This is a genomic window from Methylobacterium sp. Leaf111 (assembly GCF_001423285.1).
GTDB lineage: Bacteria > Pseudomonadota > Alphaproteobacteria > Rhizobiales > Beijerinckiaceae > Methylobacterium.
Window position 1 is genome coordinate 537,630 of sequence record NZ_LMNE01000001.1, and the last position, 14,863, is coordinate 552,492.

Consider the following 14,863-nt stretch of genomic DNA (forward strand, 5'->3'; position numbering starts at 1 on the left):
CAGTATTAATTGACATTCGTCAAGTCAGATTTACTTGACGGGAGGGAACCACGTGAAGATCGTCATCATCGGCGCGGGGATCGGAGGTCTGGTGGCGGCCCTGCGACTCGCCCATGCGGGCCTCGACGTGACGGTGCTGGAGCGGGCGCAGCGGCCGGGCGGCAAGATGCGACGCGTGCCGGTGGGCGAGGCGGCGGTCGATGCCGGTCCGACCGTCTTCACGATGCGCTGGGTCTTCGAGGAGATCTTCGCCGAATGCGGCGCGGATCTCGCCGCCCATGTCGGGCTGGAGCCGGCCGCGATCCTGGCCCGCCACGCCTGGGGACCGGGCGAACAGCTCGACCTCCACGCCGATCCGGACGCCTCCGAGACGGCCATCGCGGACTTTGCCGGGGCGCGCGAGCGCGACGGATACCGCCGGTTCCGCGCCCGGGCGGCCGAGGTCTACGCCACCCTGGAGGGGCCCTTCATTCGTGGCGAGCGCGCGAGCCCGATCGATCTGACCCGCCGGGCCGGCCTCTCGGGACTGGGCGACCTCTGGCGAATCCAGCCCTTCACGACCCTGTGGCGCGCGCTGGGCGACTACTTCGAAGACCCGCGCCTGCGCCAGCTCTTCGGCCGCTACGCGACCTATTGCGGCTCGTCGCCCTTCGCGGCCCCCGCGACCCTGATGCTGGTGGCCCATGTGGAGAGCCAGGGCGTCTGGCACGTGGCCGGCGGCCTCAGCCGCCTTGCCGCCGCGGTCGCCGATCTGGCGGCGGAGCGCGGCGCCGGATTCCGCTACGGGACGGCCGCGCGGGGCATCGCCGTTCAGGGCGGCCGCGTCGTCGGCGTCGATCTCGACGACGGCGAGCGGCTGACCGCGGATGCCGTCGTCTGCAATGCCGATGTGGCGGCCCTGGCCGAAGGCCTGCTCGGACGCGACGCCGCCCGGGCAGCCGAGACCGTCCCGGCCTCCGAGCGGTCGCTCTCCGCGGTCACGCTCTGCGCGCAGGCCCGCGCCGAAGGCTTTCCGCTCTCGCGGCACACGGTGTTCTTCTCGGGCGACTCCGCCGCGGAGTTCGCGCGCATCCGTGCCGGGCATCTGCCGGACGATCCCACGGTCTACGTCTGCGCGCAGGATCGCACCGACGCGAACGCGCCGTCGGGTCGGCCCGAGCGCCTGCTCTGCCTCGTCAATGCCCCGGCCCGGACCTTCAGCCCCTCGGAGATCGAGACATGCGTGACCACGATGCGGCGGCGCCTGAGCGCGAGCGGATTGACCCTCTCGGAGACGGCGGATTCGGTGACGACGGGCCCGGCGGAGTTCGCGCGCCTGTTCCCGGGATCGGCGGGCGCCCTCTACGGACGGGCGTCCCACGGCTGGATGGCCTCGTTCAAGCGCCCGGGGGCCCGCACGCGGATTCCGGGCCTCTACCTCGCGGGGGGGAGCGTCCATCCGGGTCCGGGGGTGCCGATGGCGGCGCAGTCCGGGCGGATCGCGGCGGACAGCCTGCTGCGGGACCGGAGCGGCGCCCGCGCTTCGATACGCGGGTGGATCGCGACGGCTACGTCTGGTGGTACGTCGATGCCCTGAGCGAGGACGGCCGCCAGGGCCTGACCATCATCGCCTTCATCGGCAGCGTGTTCTCGCCCTATTACGCCTGGGACCCCGCCCGCGACCCCTTCGATCACTGCGCCGTCAACGTCGTGCTCTACGGGGAGCGGGCCAACCGCTTCTGCATGACCGAGCGGGGCCGTGCGAGCCTCCACCGGGATGCGGACCACATACGGATCGGTCCGAGCGGCCTGTCCTGGGACGGCACAACCCTGACGATCCGCCTCGACGAGGTGACGGCGCCGATCCCCTCGCGGGTTCGGGGGACGGTGCGCCTGCGCCCGGGCGGCTTCACGCCGGGCCCCCGCACCCTCGACGCGCGGGGCCAGCACCGCTGGTGGCCGATGGCGCCCTCCTCGCCGGTGGAGGTGGCGCTGGAGGAGCCCGGGATCGCCTGGCGCGGAACCGCCTACTTCGACACCAACCACGGCGACACGTCTCTCGAGGCCGCATTTCGCGATTGGACCTGGTGCCGTGCCGACCTGCGCGACGGGGCCGCGATCCTGTACGACGTGAACCGGACGGACGGCACCCGGCAGGAACTCACCCTGTGCTTTGCCGCCGACGGAACGCCCCGGGACATCGATCCGCCGCGGCGTGTCGCGCTGCCGCCGACGCGGTTCTGGCGCATGCCGCGCGAGACGCGCAGCGACGATGCGCGTGCCGAGGTCGCGCGGACCTTCGAGGACACGCCGTTCTACGCGCGCTCGTGGTTACGCTCGACCCTGCGCGGCGAGGCGGTGAGGCCGGTCCACGAGAGCCTGTCGCTCGCGCGTTTCCGTCACCCGCTGGTCCGGCTGATGTTGCCGTTCCGGATGCCGCGCCGGACGCGCTGAAACGGATCAGGCCGGCGGGTCCTTCGCCCGCTCGGCCACCGCGCGCTGGGCCGCCGCCCGGTCGCGCCGGATGCCGCGCTTCAGGACGACGAGCTGCCAGATCGCCAGCCCGAGGGCGAGGGCGAAGACGAGACCGATGTCGAAGGCGGCGAAGAGCGGGTCGGTCACGGGCCGGCCGGCAGCGCGGCCTCGCGCGCCCGCAGGGTCTCGACGAGGTCGAGGACCCGGGCCGCCTGGGCGGGGACGTTCCACCAGGCCGTCGGCACCGGCACGGGCTGGGCGGCCACGGCCTCCACCAGGAAGGCGGTCTCGGCCAAAGCCGGCTCGGCAAGGTCTCGCTCGATCAGGCCCGGCGCGGCGGCCAGGGGCAGGAGGGCCCGGGCCATCAGGGCGGCCTTTCGCCGGCCGGGAACGCGGGCGCGGGTGGCGACCGGGTCGAGGCCGCCACGCTCGAGGTCGCGGCCGATCTCGGCGTAGATCAGGCGGGCGGCGCGGATGGCGGGCCGGCAATCGAGGGGCAGCCCGGGGATGCCCGCCTCGGCCCGAGCGTAGAGCGAGTCGGCGACGGCGAGCAGACGACCGACGATCGCCCGCAGTTCCGGGCCGGCGACCGGATCGGCGAGGAAGGCGTCCGGGTCGAGGCCGGCCTCCCGCATCCAGGCGAGCGGCAGGTAGAGGCGCCCGGCCCGGGCATCCTCGCCGACGTCGCGGGCGATGTTGGTGAACTGCATGGCGACGCCGAGGTCGCAGGCCCGGGCGAGCACGGCGGCGTCGCGCATGCCCATCAGCACGGTCATCATCGCGCCGACGCTGCCGGCGACCCGGGCCGCATAGGCGGTGAGGTCGGACAGGGTCTCGTAGCGCCGCCCCTGCGCGTCCCAGGCCAGCCCCTCGATGAGGGCGGCGGGCAGGGCCTGGGGCAGCGTGTGGCCGGCCACGAGGTCGGCCATGGCCCGGTCGGCGGGGGAATCGGAAGGGGCGTCGTCGTAGATGCGAGCAAGGCGGGTGGCGAGGCGCGCCAGGGCCGCCGGACGGTCGCGGGCCGGGGCATGGTCCACCGCGTCGTCGGACAGGCGGCAGAAGGCGTAGAGCCCGTAGGCCGGCCGCCGGACCCGGGCCGGCAGCAGGGCGGAGGCGGCAAAGAAGCTGCGCGAGCCGTCCCGGATCGCGGCCCGGCAGGCGGCATGGTCGGCGGCATCCGCATGGGGAATCGCCCAGAGCGGCGGCCGCTCCGGTTCGCGCCGGACGGCGTCGAAGAACGGGCGGGCGGGCCGAACGATTTCAGGCGAAGAGACGCGCATCCGGCACCACCGTGTCGAGAACCTTGGCCGAGGACAGGACGCCGGGAAGCCCGGCACCCGGATGGGTGCCCGCGCCGACGAGGTAGAGATTGCGGAACGCCGACGAGGCGTTGTGCGGCCGGAACCAGGCCGACTGCGTCAGCACGGGTTCCAGGCCGAAGCCGGAGCCGCGAAAGCTCAGGAAGTCGCCGGCGAAATCCGCGGGGGTGCTCACGCGGGAGGTCACGATCGAACTCGCGAGGCCCGGCATCACCGAACGCTCCAGGCTGTCGGCGATGGCCTTGCGGTAGGGCTCCGCGAGCACCGACCAGTCCTGCCCGCCGGCGAGGTTCGGCACCGGCGCCAGCACGTAGAACGCGTCGCAGCCCGGCGGCGCCAGGAGCGGGTCGGTGGCGGTGGGGCGGTGCAGGTACAGGCTGAAATCCGGCGCCAGCACCTTCCGGACGAAGATGTCCTCGATCAGTTCGCGATAGCGCGGCCCCATCAGGATGGTGTGGTGGGCGAGGTCGGGGAACTGCCGATTCGTGCCGAAGTACCAGACGAAGAGGCCCATGGAGGAGGACGAGGCCTTCAGCTTCGCCCGGTGCCAGGACCGGCCCTCCCCGCCGAGCAGCGACAGGTAGGTCTCGGCGGAATCGGCGTTCGACACGACGATGTCGGCGGCGATGCGGGTGCCGTCGGCGAGGGTGACGCCGGTGGCCGCCCCGGCCGCGACGTCGATGCGGGCCACGTCGGCCCGGCAGCGCAGGGTGCCGCCCTGCCCCTCGATCAGCTTGACGAGTCCGTCGACCAGGCGGCCGGTGCCGCCCATGGCGAAATGCACGCCCCAGCGGCGCTCCAGATGGGCGATCAGGCAGTAGATGGCGCTGGCCCGGAAGGGCGAGCCGCCGATCAGCAGGGGATGGAAGCTGAAGATCGTGCGCAGGCGCTCGTCGCGGATGTGGCGCGCCACGAGGTCGTAGACCGAGCGGTGACCGCCCAGGCGCAGCAGCGACGGCGTGATCCGCAGCATGTCGCGGACCGAGGAGAAGGCGACGTGCCCGAGCTCCTCGAACCCGACCCGGCAGATCGCGGCGCTGCGCTCCATGAAGCGCTCGTAGCCGGGAACGTCCTCGGGCGAGAACCGCGCCACCTCCGCCCGCATCGCCTCCGGGTCGCCGCTGTAGTCGAAGGTGGCGCCGTCCGGGAAGCGGATGCGGTAGAAGGGCAGCATCGGCGCCAGGGTGACGTCGTCGGCCATGCGCCGCCCGCACAGGGTCCAGAGTTCCTCGAACAGGAACGGCGCCGTGACGATGGTCGGCCCGGCATCGAACGTGAAACCGTCCTGGCGGTGGACCCGGGCCCGGCCGCCGGGCTGGTCCAGCCGCTCCAGCACCGTCACCCGGTAGCCGCGCGCGCCGAGGCGCACCGCCGCCGCCAGCCCGCCGAAGCCGCTGCCGATCACCACCGCGTGCGGGCGGGGAGACCGGGTCGTCGCGAGGCTCGACGAGTCGGCGAGTGTCAACATAACCTGACACTATTCGCGGGAGGGCGTCCGGCGCAAGGGCGATTCTGCGCCGGCCTCGCCGGCACGCCGCCCCGACCCGTCCGGCAACTCACCGGAGCCGGCGAAGGGTCAGCGCCGCGCCTCGGTCATCATCCGGACGGCGAGGCCGGCCAGGACCGTTCCCATGATCCAGCGCTGGACCACGGCGAAGGAGGGCCGGCGCGTCAGGAACAGGGCGATCAACCCGGCCGAGACCGCGATCGCGGCGTTGACCGCGACGCTGAGGACGATCTGGATCGCCCCGAGGCCGAGGGCCTGGGCGAAGACGCTGCCCCAGGCCGGGTCGATGAACTGCGGCAGGAGCGACAGGTACATCACGGCGATCTTCGGGTTGAGCAGGTTCGTCAGGAAGCCCATCAGGAACAGCTTCCGGGGACCGTCCTGCGGCAGGGCCTTCACTTCAAAGGGGGAGCGTCCCCCGGGCCGCACGGCCTGCCAGGCGAGCCAGAGCAGGTAGAGGGCGCCGACGATGCGGATCGCGTCGTAGGCAAACGGCACCGCCAGGACCAGGGCGGTGAGACCGAAGGCGGCGCACAGCATGTAGACCACGAACCCGAGGGCGACGCCGCCGAGCGAAATCAGGCCCGCCCGCGGGCCCTGGCAGATCGAGCGCGAGATCAGGTAGACCATGTTCGGCCCGGGCGTCAGCGCCATGCCGAGGGCGACCGCCGCGAACGCGAGGAGGCTCGTGGTTCCGGACATCGTCAGGTCCCCTTCCGTGAGAAGCCTGGGGGCGGGCGAGCCCGGACGGCTGGAGCGGCCGGCGCACGATCCGCGCCGGTCCCCCGTCATCGGACATCGGGGGCGCGATGGCTACGGGACACAGCCGACCAACCCCAGCCATTTCCCTCGGACCGGGCGGAGACGCTTTCGGCGCGGACCCGTCTTGCGGACCATCGGCGCGCGAAGCCACCTCGATCTCGGCGCTCGTCCGAACCGGGGCTCCGTCAAGCCCGCATGTTCGAGGAACTCGTCGTCGCGGTCACGCTGCTCGTGGCGGCCACGCTAGCGCGGCTTCGCGAGTTGCCAGGTCAGGTGGGTCCGCACGGTGGGCCAGTCCGGCGCGACGATGCTGTAGACGCAGGTGTCCCGCAGGGAGCCGTCCGCGAGGCGCTGGTGGTGGCGCAGGATGCCGTCGAGGCGCGCCCCGAGGCGCTCGATGGCGCGCCGGCTCGCCTGGTTCAGGACATGGGTGCGGAACTCGACGGCGAGGCAGCCGAGGGCCTCGAAGGCGTGGCCCAGAAGCAGGCGCTTCGCCTCGGTGTTGAGATGGGTGCGCTGGACCCGCGCGGCGTACCAGGTCGAGCCGATCTCCACCCGCGGCCCGGCGGCGTCGATGTTCATATAGGTGGTCATCCCGACGGGGCGCCCGCCGGGCCCGTCGAGGACGGTGAAGGGCAGCATCGTGCCGAGGTCCCGCAGGCCGAGCCGGCGCTCGATCTCGGCCGCCATCGTCTCCGGGGCGGGGATCGCCGTGTACCAGAGGCGCCAGAGCTCGCCGTCCTGCACCGCCTCGGCCAGGGCCGCGGCGTGGTCGTGCGCCAGCGGCACGAGTTCGACGTGCCGGCCGGTGAGGGTGACGGGCGTCAGGGCCATGGGCAGAAACCTCCCGGACGGGGGCCGGGCCGGCACCGCCTTCGGACATCCAAGATCGGACCATCCCCAATCGGGCGTCCTCGCGCCCGTCGGTGCGGCCGGGCTGCGTCCGCGTCAAGTCCCGGCGGACGGTTGGACGGCGACCTGCTCCCGGTAGGCCGCGACGATCTCGTCGGCGACGCGCGCCGGCGCCTCCTCGTGGGCGAGGTGCCCGAGGTTGCGGATGAGGCGGACCCGGGCGTCGGGCAGCCGGTCCTTCAGGGCGAAGGCGGTCTCGGGGGCGATCGCCTTGTCGTCGCCGCCGACGAGCAGCAGCGTCGGCACCGCGAGCCGGCCGATCTCCCGGTCGAGAGCGGCGAGGTTCCAGTTCGCCATCATGCCGAGGGCGCCGGCCACGTGGCCCGGGCAGCGGAAGAGGCGCCGGTAGAGATCGAGGCCGCGCGCGTCAAGGCGCGAGCCGGTGCCGCGGATCAGGCGCTCCACCGCCGGACGGTCGGCGGTCCAGGCGAAGATCCTCGGGGTGACGGGGTTCAGGAACAGCATCCGGGCGAGCCCCGGGAACAGCACCGAGGCGAGGCCGGGAAACGGCGTCAGGGCGCCGTTCAGGGCCACCAGCAGCCGGGGCGCGAGCCCGTCGAGGCAGAGCCGCACCAGGATCGCCGCGCCGGCGGAATGCCCGACCACGAGGTCCGGCGACAGGTCGAGGGTCCGCAGGAGGTCGCGGATCGCTTCGGCCATGCCGGGCAGGGACAGGCGCCCGGGCGGCAGCGGATCCGTGAAGCCGTGGCCAGGCAGGTCCGGGGCCACGACCCGGAAGTGTTCGGCGAGCAGCGGCGCGAGGCCGGCCCAGGAATGGGTGGCCGCGCCGGTGCCGTGCAAGAGCAGGACGACGGGGGCCTCCGGCGCCCCGAACTCCTGCACGTGCCAGGTCAGGTCGCCGGCGCGGACGAACCGGCTCGCGGCGCGGTTGGGCCAATCCGCGCCGTCGCGCTCCCACTGGGGCCGGTCGCTCGGCGCAGGCATCGCAGATCCTTCAGCGGGCCGAGCGGATCGCGGTGCTCATGGCCGCGGCATCGGCATAAGGAAGCGGGACATAGCGCGCGCCCATCGCTTCGGCGAGGCGCCGCGCGGTCTCCTGCGGCCGCGCCGCGGTGTCGATGAGGATCGTCCGGATGGCGTCGGCCCGCAGGAGGCCGGCGGCAATCAGGGCTTCGGCGCCGGCCGCGACCCGGCCGGGCGCCCCGGAGCGGGCGACGTTGGCGCGCCCGTCGGTGAGCACCACCACCACGGGGGTGCCGCCGCCGCGCCGGACGGCGCGGGCGAGGGTGCCGGCGGCGTCGAGGCCCGAGGCCAGGGGGGTGCCCCCGCCCCCCGGCAGGGCCGAGAGGCCGCGCCGGGCCCGCGCCAGGGCGCGGGTCGGGGCCAGGACGATCTCGGCGCCCGTCCCCCGGAACGCGACGAGGGCGACCTTGTCGCGCCTGACATAGGCCTCGGCCAGGAGCAGCTCGACGGCGCCCTTCGCCTCGGCCAGGCGCTCCAGGGCGGCCGAACCGGAGGCATCCACGGCGAAGATGGTGGTGGTCTCGCTGCGCTGGCGGAACCGCGTGATGCGAAAATCGTCGCTGCGCACCTGGATCAGGCGCGGGGCTCCCTCCGCACCGGAGCGCAGGCGCTGCCAGGGCGCGGCGGCCCGCAGGGTCGGCAGGAGGGAGAGGCGGCCCGTGCGCGGCGAGCCGGGCCGGGTGCCTGCCGGACGTCCGCTGCGCGGGGCCTGCATCACCGCGCCGACGCGCCCGGCCTTCGGGGAGGACGGCGCCGCGCCGGCTGCGCCCAGGCGGGCGAGGAGATCCGGCGGAATTGCCGCGCGGGCGGCCTCGACGAGGCTCTCGGCGCCCGGTTCGAGACCTTGATCGGACGACTCGGTCCCGTCCGATGCGGGCGACTCGGGCCGATCCGCCGGCGCCGCCTCCGCGTCCTCCGGGCTCGACGGCAGGCGCGTCGCGCGCGGGGCGAGGACGAGGCAGGCGGCCTCGCGAACGTCTCGCGCGCGAAGCGCCTTGTGCCCCGCCAGCAGGCGGGCGATCCGCAGGGCCAGCAGGGGCGCCCGGAGGGAGGCGATGCCGAGCGCGGCCGCGACCGCGCAGAGATCCGCGACCGCGGCGTCGGGTTCGAGGTCCGGGTCGTCCGGTTCCGGCTCGCCTTCGGTCGCCGCCCCTTGCGTGTCGCCCCAGGCGAGACCGGTCAGGTCGAGGCGGAAGGCCAGGCGATCGGCCAGGGCCTCGGGAACCGCGGCGTCGTCGCCCTCCCCCTCGTCGAGGAGGATGAGGCCGATCCGCGTGCGGGTCCGCGCCGCCAGTCCGTCGCGCTCGGCCCGCACCTCGCCGGCATCCAGCGCGGCGGCGAGGCGAGCGGCGGTGCCGGGCGAGAGGCGCTCGGCCATCGGCACCACCACGAGCCCGCCATCGGCATCGGCCAGAAGGCCGGACTGGGCGACGGGCCGCCCCGCCGCCAGGGTTGCGGCGAGGTCGAGTCCCCCGAGGAGGCGGTCGTCGGCGATGCCCGCCGGCATCCGGCGGACGGGCCGGGCGGGTGCGAGTTCGCCTGCGAGACGGTCGAGCCAGAGGTCCCGCACCGGGCCGGCCCCGGCCCGGACGAGGACGCCGCCGCAGGCATGTGGGTCGCGGGCGACGAGGTGCGCCACGCGCAGGGCGACGGCCCAGGCGGGGCTCATTGGCCCAGGATGTCCTCCACGGCGCGGGCGACCCGCGCGGTGGAACCCGATTCGTCGAGGGGGTTGCGGCGCAGGCGGTGGCGCAGGGCCGAGGGGGCGATCCGGGCCAAGTGGTCGAGGCCCACCGTCTCGGCGCCCTCGAAGGCCGCGAGCGCCCGTGCGGTGCGCATCAGCGTGAGTTCGCCGCGCAGGCCGTCGGTGCCGAGCGCCAGGCAGAGGCGGGCGGCGGCCTCCAGGGTGGCGTCGGGCACGGCGAGGGCGGGAAGCCGGGCGCGGGCGGCGGTGAGCGCCTTGCGGATGGCGCGGTCGGCCTTGGCGTAGCCGGCGCAGAAGGCCGCCGGATCGCGCTCGTAGGCGTCGCGGCGGCGGACAACGTCGATGCGGGTCGGCAGGTCCGTGGGCGTCGAAACCTCGACGGCGAGGCCGAAGCGGTCGAGGAGCTGGGGCCGCAGCTCGCCCTCCTCCGGGTTGCCGCTGCCGACGAGGACGAAGCGGGCGGGATGGCGGATGCTCAGGCCCTCGCGCTCCACGGTGTTCACGCCCGATGCCGCCACGTCGAGGAGGAGGTCGACGAGGTGGTCCTCAAGCAGGTTGACCTCGTCGATGTAGAGGAAGCCGCGATTGGCCCGGGCGAGCAGGCCCGGCTCGAAGGCCTTCTCGCCGCGGGTCAGGGCGCGCTCCAGGTCGAGGGCACCGACCACCCGGTCCTCGGTGGCGCCCAGCGGCAGGTCCACCACCGGGACAGGAACAGATTCGGCGCGCAGCTCCACCTGCTCGCGGCAGCGGTGGCAGTGCTCGGCCGGCCGGCCGGGATCGCAGGCATAGGGGCAGCCGACTACCGCCGCCATCGGCGGCAGCAGCGCGGCGAGGCCGCGGATCGCCGTCGACTTGCCGGTGCCGCGGTCGCCGAACACCAGCACGCCGCCCACCGACGGGTCGACGGCCGCGATGAGCAGCGCCCGGCGCATCTCGTCCTGCCCGACGATGGCCGTGAAGGGGAAGGTCGGCGTGGCCGAGGCCGTTTGGGCCCGCGGCGCCTTGACCGGACCCGCGGCCCGGAGGATCGGCGGCGTCTCGCTCGAAGGCGTCGCGGAGACCGGTTTGAGGGACATCGCTCGGATCGATCCATTCACGATCATGGGCGTGATCTTCCTTGCGCGAGACCGTGTGCGGGGTCCCCTGCCACCATGCGGGGTGCAGGGTTCGCGGGCGTCCTACTCGGCCGCCGCGCGCTGGACGCCCATCCGGCCCCAGATCGTGCTCAGCGCGCCGACGAGGTGGTCGATGTCGCCGTCGGAATGCAGGGGCGAGGGCGTGATCCGGAGGCGCTCGGTGCCGCGGGGCACGGTGGGGTAGTTGATCGGTTGGACGTAGATGCCGAACTCGTCGAGCAGGGTGTCGCTGATCGCCTTGCACAGCACGGGATCGCAGACCATCACCGGCACGATGTGGCTGTCGTTCGGCAGATAGGGGATGCCGGCGGCGTCGAGGCGGGCGCGCACCGCGGCGACCCGCTCCTGGTGCCGGGCCCGCTCGGCTCCGCTCGCCTTGAGGTGGCGGATGCTCGCCGCGGCCCCCGCCGCCACGGCGGGCGGCAGCGAGGTGGTGAAGATGAAGCCGGAGGCGAAGCTGCGCACGAAGTCGCAGAGCCTGGCCGAGCCGGTGATGTAGCCGCCATGGACCGCGAAGGCCTTGCCGAGCGTGCCCTCGATCACGTCGAGGCGGTGGGCGAGGCCGTCGCGCTCCGAGATGCCGCCGCCGCGCGCGCCGTAGAGGCCGACGGCGTGCACCTCGTCGAGGTAGGTGAGCGCGCCGTGCGCCTCGGCCACGTCGCAGATCTCGGCGATCGGGGCGATGTCGCCGTCCATGGAATACACGGACTCGAAGGCCACGATCTTCGGGCGGCCCGGATCGACGAGGCGCAGCTTGCGGTCGAGATCCTCGGGGTCGTTGTGGCGGAAGATGTGGCGCTCGGCGCGGCTCGCCTTGATCCCCTCGATCATCGAGGCGTGGTTGCCGGCATCCGAGAAGATCGCGCAGCCGGGGAGCTGGCTCCCGAGGGTGCCCAACGCCGCCCAGTTCGAGACGTAGCCGGAGGTGAAGAGCAGCGCGGCCTCCTTGGCGTGGAGGTCGGCGAGCTCGTGCTCGAGGAGGACGTGGTAATGGTTGGTGCCCGAGATGTTGCGGGTGCCCCCGGCACCGGCGCCGCAGCGATCCAGGGCCTCGTGCATGGCGTCGAGCACGGCCGGGTTCTGGCCCATGCCGAGATAGTCGTTGGAGCACCAGACGGTGACGGGCCGCGTGCCGGCCGGCGTGTGGTGGGTGGCGTGCGGGAAGCGGCCCGCCTGCCGTTCGAGGTCGGTGAAGACGCGGTAGCGACCCTCGCGATGCAGACCGGCCAAAGCGGAGCCGAAGACCTCTTCGTAGTTCATGCCCGTCCCCTTCCGTCGTTGCACGGCGGGTTTCGGCCCGCTCGCCCATCCTGCCGCCGCGGCGGCGTCGATCGCGCCGGTCCGCCGGGGCGGACCGGAAACCTGTTTCAGCGTCCCTCGGCCTCGGCGTGGCGGGGCTCGCCGACGCGAGGGCTTTCCCCGCGCGCGGCCGGGACGGGTGAGGACACCGGGCCGCCCCGGTCCGGTTTCGGCAGGCTCCACTGCCACAGAGCGGCCGAGGGCAGCGGCAGCATGAGGAAGCCGTGTTCCAGGGTGGCCAGCGCCATCAGGGTCGCCAGGATGCTGAGGCCGGCGACTTCGTGGGCGGTGATGCCCTCGGCCAGGGCCGCCAGCACCAGGGCGGCGGTGGCGAGGCCGGCCGCCGTCACCGAGACCGGGAACAGCGGGTTCATGGCGCGCACCCGCAGGTAGCTGCCGAGATAGGCGAGGTGCTCGGGCAGGAATTCGGCGTTGAGGTTGCGCACCCCGAGGAAGAGGTTCAGCCGGGCGGAGAGATTCATCCCCCACAGGACGAGGTAGGTCCACAGGGCGAAGAGGTTCGGCTGGCGCCAGATCAGGACCAGGATCGCGAGGCCGCCGGCGACGATGGCCGCCTCGTGCCACAGGCTGGTGGCCGCCGCCGCGCGAAAGCGCCGGAAGCCCCGTGCGTCGGGCGGGCAGCCCTCCGCCCGGGGGCCGGAGACGTAGCCCATGTAGTAGCTCATCTCCTGCCAGCCCCAGACCACCAGGGCCGCCGTGAAGGCGACATACGCGCCGCCCGCGCTGGCATCGCCGGCCGAGGCGCCGATGGCCCACAGCGCCAAGGCGAGCACGCCCGTGCCCGCCGCCATGCTGACCCCGTGCGTCGCGCGCGGGCGGTGGTCGAGGAGCAGGATCAGGCCGGTGGAGAACCACCAGACCAGCACCGCATAGAGGGCGGGAAGCGCGTAGGCGGCCATCCTACCAGACCGGCTCGAGGCGGATCTCCGCCGGCATCGGGTTGTCGCGGGTCGGCAGGGCGTAGAGCCTGGCGAAGTTCACCGCCGAGGCGGCGACCCAGGCGCCCTGCTTGAGCTTGCCGAGGAAGCCGCCTTGCGCTTTGGCATCGGCGATCCCCACCGAGCAGGCGAGTAGCCGGTCGAGGGCCTGCTTGAAGCGCGGATTGTCGAGGTCCAGCGTCAGGGGGAACGTCTGCTTCGAGATCTCCGAGGTGATCCGGAAAACCTGGAAGTCGTAATCGGTCGGATCGACCCCGAGGGCCTCATGGAAGGCCGGCCGGCAATGGTCGCGGACATACATGGTCGCGAAGACCGCCAGGAGGAAGAACTTGATCCAGTAGCGGTTGACGCCGGAGGTCAGCTTCGGGTTGGCCCGCATCAGCAGGGCGAAGGCCTCGCCGTGGCGGAACTCGTCGTTGCACCACTTCTCGAACCACTTGAAGATCGGGTGGAAGCGGCGCTCGGGCCTGCGCTCCAGCTCGCGGAAGATGGTGATGTAGCGGGCGTAACCGATCTTCTCGGAGAGATAGGTGGCGTAGAAGATGAACTTCGGCCGGAAGAAGGTGTACTTCTTCGATTTGGTCAGGAAGCCCAGATCGACGCCGATGCCGAAATCCTTCAGCACGTCGTTGATGAACCCGGCGTGCCGCGCCTCGTCCCGGCTCATGAAGCCGAACAGCTCGCGGATGTCGGGGTTCTTGGCGCGCTTGCGCATCTCGGCATAGAGCACGCAGCCCGAGAACTCGGCGGTGATCGACGAGACCAGGAAGTCCATGAACTCCTTGCGCAGGGCCGGGTCGAGCCCGGACATGTCGCAGTCGAACTCCGAATTGCGGGTGAAGTGGCGCTTGTTCGGATCGGCGCGCAGCTCGGCGATGAGTTTGTTCCACTCGGCCCGGACGGGCTCGACGTCGGTGCGGTCGAGTTCCTCGAAGTTGGTCGTGTAGAAGCGCGGCGACAGGAACGTCGTCTCCTGCGCGGCCTTGGTGGCCTCGTTGAGGGGCAGTTTGGGCGCGGGAGCCTTGGGAACGGACTGCTGAATGGCTGCGGTCACAGGCGCCTCCTCTCGGAAAAGCTGACTTCGTAGAGTTCGGTGAGCTCGAGGTGGCCCGCGAGCTTGGTCCAGAGCCGCTCCAGGCGTCCGGCGCGGGTCACGGTGGCGGTCCGGCGCACCACGAGGCGTTCGCCGTAGGGCACCGAGGTGGGCGCGTCGTGCACCTGCACGGCGTCGCCGGGCTCGATCTCGAAGCTGGCGTCGAGGACCACGTGGGCGTGCAGGCTCTCGGGCGTCTGTTCGATCTCGACGGTGCAGGGGACGTCGACGGTGCGGCGTCCGTTCAGCCAGGCCATCATCGTGCGGCTCCGTCGTTCGGCATCAGGCGGGCGAAGGCGGCGAAGTTCGAGGGACCGAAGGCGCCGAAATCGACGCTGCGGCCGGTGAGCGCGTCGTCGAGCCGGAGGGAGCCGTCGTCGAAGCGCGTCAGGCGGAAGGGGACGTCGCGCGGCAGGCCGGCCCGGAGCCGCCCCTGTGCGAAGCCCCGCAGGGTGGCACGGATGAAGTTGTCCGCGCCCGGGCGGACCGTGGCGACGAGGTCGCCGTGCTCGGCATCCCGCAGGGTGATCGAGCCGTCCGCCGCGTCGTCGACCCGGAGGGCGAGGCTCTGGACGGGGCGCGCCGGCTCCATCCGGGTCAGGCCGATGCTCTCGACCCGGCCGACGGTCACGGCCACCACGACGAAGCCGAGGAGGAGGCCGACGCCGGCCACGAGTCCCCGGGAGGTGCGGCCGGCGGTACGTGCGAGGGGATGCGGGTTGGATCGGGTCAT

At 73.1% G+C, this 14,863-nt stretch carries 15 protein-coding genes; 2 read left to right on the top strand and 13 right to left on the bottom strand.

What is annotated here, in order from left to right; translation table 11 throughout:
- Positions 1–52: 52 nt before the first annotated feature.
- A complete protein-coding gene (gene crtD, locus ASF41_RS02350) occupies positions 53–1,576 on the top strand; it encodes a 1-hydroxycarotenoid 3,4-desaturase CrtD (protein WP_244479526.1) in 1,524 nt (507 codons plus the stop codon).
- Complete coding sequence (locus tag ASF41_RS02355; RefSeq protein ID WP_200941244.1) at positions 1,534–2,433, top strand: carotenoid 1,2-hydratase; 900 nt, start codon at positions 1,534–1,536, stop codon at positions 2,431–2,433. The genes crtD and ASF41_RS02355 overlap by 43 nt, the downstream gene beginning before the upstream one ends.
- A 6-nt stretch (positions 2,434–2,439) precedes the next feature.
- Here ASF41_RS02355 and ASF41_RS24560 read toward each other — a convergent pair whose 3' ends face one another.
- The 13 genes from ASF41_RS24560 to puhC all read right to left on the bottom strand — a co-directional run bounded on the left by ASF41_RS24560 (position 2,440) and on the right by puhC (position 14,863).
- Positions 2,440–2,601 (bottom strand): hypothetical protein, encoded by a 162-nt coding sequence (locus ASF41_RS24560; protein ID WP_156389829.1) that lies wholly within the window; start codon positions 2,599–2,601, stop codon positions 2,440–2,442.
- Positions 2,598–3,734, bottom strand: coding sequence for a phytoene/squalene synthase family protein (locus tag ASF41_RS02360; protein ID WP_056490499.1), 1,137 nt, complete (start codon positions 3,732–3,734; stop codon positions 2,598–2,600). Before ASF41_RS02360 ends, ASF41_RS24560 begins: the two co-directional genes overlap by 4 nt.
- Positions 3,715–5,241 carry a phytoene desaturase gene (locus ASF41_RS02365; RefSeq protein WP_056490502.1) on the bottom strand — a complete coding sequence of 509 codons (1,527 nt, stop codon included), beginning with the start codon at positions 5,239–5,241 and terminating at the stop codon, positions 3,715–3,717. Before ASF41_RS02365 ends, ASF41_RS02360 begins: the two co-directional genes overlap by 20 nt.
- Before the next feature lie 108 nt (positions 5,242–5,349).
- Positions 5,350–5,982 (bottom strand): LysE family translocator, encoded by a 633-nt coding sequence (locus ASF41_RS02370; RefSeq protein ID WP_056490505.1) that lies wholly within the window; start codon positions 5,980–5,982, stop codon positions 5,350–5,352.
- Positions 5,983–6,285: 303 nt separating this feature from the next.
- Positions 6,286–6,876, bottom strand: coding sequence for a GNAT family N-acetyltransferase (locus tag ASF41_RS02375; protein ID WP_056353376.1), 591 nt, complete (start codon positions 6,874–6,876; stop codon positions 6,286–6,288).
- Positions 6,877–6,990: 114 nt separating this feature from the next.
- Positions 6,991–7,899, bottom strand: a complete 909-nt coding sequence (gene bchO, locus ASF41_RS02380; RefSeq protein ID WP_056490507.1) for an alpha/beta fold hydrolase BchO — start codon at positions 7,897–7,899, stop codon at positions 6,991–6,993.
- A gap of 10 nt (positions 7,900–7,909) precedes the next feature.
- A complete protein-coding gene (locus tag ASF41_RS02385) occupies positions 7,910–9,607 on the bottom strand; it encodes a magnesium chelatase subunit D (protein WP_056490510.1) in 1,698 nt (565 codons plus the stop codon).
- A complete protein-coding gene (gene bchI, locus ASF41_RS02390) occupies positions 9,604–10,719 on the bottom strand; it encodes a magnesium chelatase ATPase subunit I (protein ID WP_056491230.1) in 1,116 nt (371 codons plus the stop codon). Before bchI ends, ASF41_RS02385 begins: the two co-directional genes overlap by 4 nt.
- Before the next feature lie 102 nt (positions 10,720–10,821).
- On the bottom strand, positions 10,822–12,039 hold the full coding sequence (gene hemA / locus ASF41_RS02395; RefSeq protein WP_056490513.1) for a 5-aminolevulinate synthase: 1,218 nt from the start codon (positions 12,037–12,039) through the stop codon (positions 10,822–10,824).
- 107 nt (positions 12,040–12,146) lie between these two features.
- Positions 12,147–12,998, bottom strand: a complete 852-nt coding sequence (gene puhE / locus ASF41_RS02400; RefSeq protein ID WP_082503937.1) for a putative photosynthetic complex assembly protein PuhE — start codon at positions 12,996–12,998, stop codon at positions 12,147–12,149.
- A gap of 1 nt (position 12,999) precedes the next feature.
- Positions 13,000–14,043 (bottom strand): magnesium-protoporphyrin IX monomethyl ester (oxidative) cyclase, encoded by a 1,044-nt coding sequence (acsF, locus tag ASF41_RS02405; RefSeq protein ID WP_200917666.1) that lies wholly within the window; start codon positions 14,041–14,043, stop codon positions 13,000–13,002.
- 44 nt (positions 14,044–14,087) lie between these two features.
- Positions 14,088–14,390 carry a hypothetical protein gene (locus ASF41_RS02410; RefSeq protein ID WP_407067248.1) on the bottom strand — a complete coding sequence of 101 codons (303 nt, stop codon included), beginning with the start codon at positions 14,388–14,390 and terminating at the stop codon, positions 14,088–14,090.
- Positions 14,387–14,863 carry a photosynthetic complex assembly protein PuhC gene (gene puhC / locus ASF41_RS02415; RefSeq protein WP_082487672.1) on the bottom strand — a complete coding sequence of 159 codons (477 nt, stop codon included), beginning with the start codon at positions 14,861–14,863 and terminating at the stop codon, positions 14,387–14,389. The genes ASF41_RS02410 and puhC overlap by 4 nt, the downstream gene beginning before the upstream one ends.

What these genes read in the sequence shown, in the direction of transcription:
- ASF41_RS02360 (WP_056490499.1), bottom strand. Translation starts at nt 3,734, where the DNA reads ATGCGCGTCTCTTCGCCTGAAATCGTTCGGCCCGCCCGCCCGTTCTTC.
- ASF41_RS02365 (WP_056490502.1), bottom strand. Translation starts at nt 5,241, where the DNA reads ATGTTGACACTCGCCGACTCGTCGAGCCTCGCGACGACCCGGTCTCCC.
- ASF41_RS02370 (WP_056490505.1), bottom strand. Translation starts at nt 5,982, where the DNA reads ATGTCCGGAACCACGAGCCTCCTCGCGTTCGCGGCGGTCGCCCTCGGC.
- ASF41_RS02375 (WP_056353376.1), bottom strand. Translation starts at nt 6,876, where the DNA reads ATGGCCCTGACGCCCGTCACCCTCACCGGCCGGCACGTCGAACTCGTG.
- bchO (WP_056490507.1), bottom strand. Translation starts at nt 7,899, where the DNA reads ATGCCTGCGCCGAGCGACCGGCCCCAGTGGGAGCGCGACGGCGCGGAT.
- ASF41_RS02385 (WP_056490510.1), bottom strand. Translation starts at nt 9,607, where the DNA reads ATGAGCCCCGCCTGGGCCGTCGCCCTGCGCGTGGCGCACCTCGTCGCC.
- bchI (WP_056491230.1), bottom strand. Translation starts at nt 10,719, where the DNA reads ATGTCCCTCAAACCGGTCTCCGCGACGCCTTCGAGCGAGACGCCGCCG.
- hemA (WP_056490513.1), bottom strand. Translation starts at nt 12,039, where the DNA reads ATGAACTACGAAGAGGTCTTCGGCTCCGCTTTGGCCGGTCTGCATCGC.
- puhE (WP_082503937.1), bottom strand. Translation starts at nt 12,998, where the DNA reads ATGGCCGCCTACGCGCTTCCCGCCCTCTATGCGGTGCTGGTCTGGTGG.
- ASF41_RS02410 (WP_407067248.1), bottom strand. Translation starts at nt 14,390, where the DNA reads ATGATGGCCTGGCTGAACGGACGCCGCACCGTCGACGTCCCCTGCACC.
- puhC (WP_082487672.1), bottom strand. Translation starts at nt 14,863, where the DNA reads ATGACCCGATCCAACCCGCATCCCCTCGCACGTACCGCCGGCCGCACC.